The 2,671-nt window shown below is 56.3% G+C and carries 1 rRNA gene (only partly in view); it reads left to right on the forward strand.

Annotated features, from left to right (window positions below):
- Positions 1-2,640, forward strand: a 23S ribosomal RNA gene (locus E6U81_RS39305) (it extends 484 nt beyond the left edge of the window).
- Positions 2,641-2,671 lie beyond the last annotated feature (31 nt).

Raw genomic sequence — 2,671 nt, forward strand, 5'->3', positions numbered from 1 at the left:
TGTGAATCTGGCGGGACCACCCGCTAAGCCTAAATATTCCCTGGTGACCGATAGCGGATAGTACCGTGAGGGAATGGTGAAAAGTACCGCGGGAGCGGAGTGAAATAGTACCTGAAACCGTGTGCCTACAAGCCGTGGGAGCGTCGCGTTGCATGCTTGCATGCAACGTCGTGACTGCGTGCCTTTTGAAGAATGAGCCTGCGAGTTAGCGGTGTGTAGCGAGGTTAACCCGTGTGGGGAAGCCGTAGCGAAAGCGAGTCCGAATAGGGCGATTGAGTTGCACGCTCTAGACCCGAAGCGGAGTGATCTAGCCATGGGCAGGTTGAAGCGGAGGTAAGACTTCGTGGAGGACCGAACCCACCAGGGTTGAAAACCTGGGGGATGACCTGTGGTTAGGGGTGAAAGGCCAATCAAACTCCGTGATAGCTGGTTCTCCCCGAAATGCATTTAGGTGCAGCGTCGTGTGTTTCTTGCCGGAGGTAGAGCACTGGATAGGCGATGGGCCCTACCGGGTTACTGACCTTAGCCAAACTCCGAATGCCGGTAAGTGAGAGCACGGCAGTGAGACTGTGGGGGATAAGCTCCATGGTCGAGAGGGAAACAGCCCAGAGCATCGACTAAGGCCCCTAAGCGTACGCTAAGTGGGAAAGGATGTGGAGTCGCAGAGACAACCAGGAGGTTGGCTTAGAAGCAGCCACCCTTGAAAGAGTGCGTAATAGCTCACTGGTCAAGTGATTCCGCGCCGACAATGTAGCGGGGCTCAAGCGTACCGCCGAAGTCGTGTCATTGCAGCAATAGGGCCAACGCCCGCTGTGATGGGTAGGGGAGCGTCGTGTGCCGGGTGAAGCAGCAGCGGAAGCTAGTTGTGGACGGTTCACGAGTGAGAATGCAGGCATGAGTAGCGATACACACGTGAGAAACGTGTGCGCCGATTGACTAAGGGTTCCTGGGTCAAGCTGATCTGCCCAGGGTAAGTCGGGACCTAAGGCGAGGCCGACAGGCGTAGTCGATGGACAACCGGTTGATATTCCGGTACCCGCTTTGAAACGCCCAATATCGAATCAGGCGATGCTAAGTCCGTGAAGCCGTTCCGGACCCTTCGGGGAAAGGAAAGTGGTGGAGCCGACGAACCAGACTTGTAGTAGGTAAGCGATGGGGTGACGCAGGAAGGTAGTCCAGCCCGGGCGGTGGTTGTCCCGGGGTAAGGGTGTAGGCCGAGGGGTAGGCAAATCCGTCCCTCATACAAGGCTGAGACCTGATGCCGAGCCGATTGTGGTGAAGTGGATGATCCTATGCTGTCGAGAAAAGCCTCTAGCGAGTTTCATGGCGGCCCGTACCCTAAACCGACTCAGGTGGTCAGGTAGAGAATACCGAGGCGTTCGGGTGAACTATGGTTAAGGAACTCGGCAAAATGCCCCCGTAACTTCGGGAGAAGGGGGGCCATCACTGGTGATCGGACTTGCTCCGTGAGCTGGGGGTGGCCGCAGAGACCAGCGAGAAGCGACTGTTTACTAAAAACACAGGTCCGTGCGAAGCCGTAAGGCGATGTATACGGACTGACGCCTGCCCGGTGCTGGAACGTTAAGGGGACCGGTTAGTGACCTTTCGGGGTTGCGAAGCTGAGAACTTAAGCGCCAGTAAACGGCGGTGGTAACTATAACCATCCTAAGGTAGCGAAATTCCTTGTCGGGTAAGTTCCGACCTGCACGAATGGCGTAACGACTTCTCGACTGTCTCAACCATAGGCCCGGTGAAATTGCACTACGAGTAAAGATGCTCGTTTCGCGCAGCAGGACGGAAAGACCCCGGGACCTTTACTACAGTTTGATATTGGTGTTCGGTTCGGCTTGTGTAGGATAGGTGGGAGACTTTGAAGCATCAACGCCAGTTGGTGTGGAGTCGCCGTTGAAATACCACTCTGGTCGTGCTGGATGTCTAACCTCGGTCCGTGATCCGGATCAGGGACAGTGTCTGATGGGTAGTTTAACTGGGGCGGTTGCCTCCCAAAGGGTAACGGAGGCGCCCAAAGGTTCCCTCAGCCTGGTTGGCAATCAGGTGTTGAGTGTAAGTGCACAAGGGAGCTTGACTGTGAGACCGACGGGTCGAGCAGGGACGAAAGTCGGGACTAGTGATCCGGCGGTGGCTTGTGGAAGCGCCGTCGCTCAACGGATAAAAGGTACCCCGGGGATAACAGGCTGATCTTCCCCAAGAGTCCATATCGACGGGATGGTTTGGCACCTCGATGTCGGCTCGTCGCATCCTGGGGCTGGAGTCGGTCCCAAGGGTTGGGCTGTTCGCCCATTAAAGCGGTACGCGAGCTGGGTTTAGAACGTCGTGAGACAGTTCGGTCCCTATCCGCTGTGCGCGTAGGAATATTGAGAAGGGCTGTCCCTAGTACGAGAGGACCGGGACGGACGAACCTCTGGTGTGCCAGTTGTCCTGCCAAGGGCATGGCTGGTTGGCTACGTTCGGGAGGGATAACCGCTGAAAGCATCTAAGCGGGAAGCCTGCTTCAAGATGAGTATTCCCACCTCCTTGAGAGGGTAAGGCTCCCAGTAGACGACTGGGTTGATAGGCCAGATGTGGAAGCCCGGTAACGGGTGAAGCTGACTGGTACTAATAGGCCGAGGGCTTGTCCTCAGTTGCTCGCGTCCACTGTGTTAGTTCTGAA

Source organism: Streptomyces sp. A0592, from assembly GCF_004795115.1.
In the GTDB taxonomy this organism is placed as follows: Bacteria; Actinomycetota; Actinomycetes; order Streptomycetales; family Streptomycetaceae; genus Streptomyces; species Streptomyces erythrochromogenes.